We start from the raw sequence: 313 nt of genomic DNA, 5'->3' as shown, positions 1-313 counted from the left end.
GGCGGCCAGTTCGCTGAAGGCGTGCTTGAGTCCCTGGATTTCGATGGGGTCGCCGAGCGGGGTGCCGGTGCCGTGGGCCTCGATGTAGCCGACGGTAGCCGGATCGACCCCGGCCTCACGGAAGGCGGCCTTGATGACGTCGGCCTGGGCGCGCGGGTTGGGCGCAGTCAGCGAGTTGGCGCGGCCGCCGTGGTTCTCGGCGCTGCCGCGGATCAGACCGTAGATATGGTCGCCGTCGCGCTCGGCGGCGGAGAGGGGCTTGAGCATCAGCATGCCGACGCCCTCGCCGCGGACATAGCCGTCGGCCTGGGCG

At 71.6% G+C, this 313-nt stretch carries 1 protein-coding gene; it reads right to left on the bottom strand.

Annotation, left to right across the window (positions count from 1 at the left end):
- Nucleotides 1-313: beta-ketoacyl [acyl carrier protein] synthase domain-containing protein (locus tag C2I19_RS22340; RefSeq protein WP_146056931.1), on the bottom strand; the 313-nt coding region annotated here is incomplete at both ends.

The organism is Chromobacterium alticapitis (assembly GCF_002924365.1).
Lineage (GTDB): Bacteria > Pseudomonadota > Gammaproteobacteria > Burkholderiales > Chromobacteriaceae > Chromobacterium > Chromobacterium alticapitis.
This window is presented reverse-complemented; position numbering and strand designations above follow the sequence as displayed.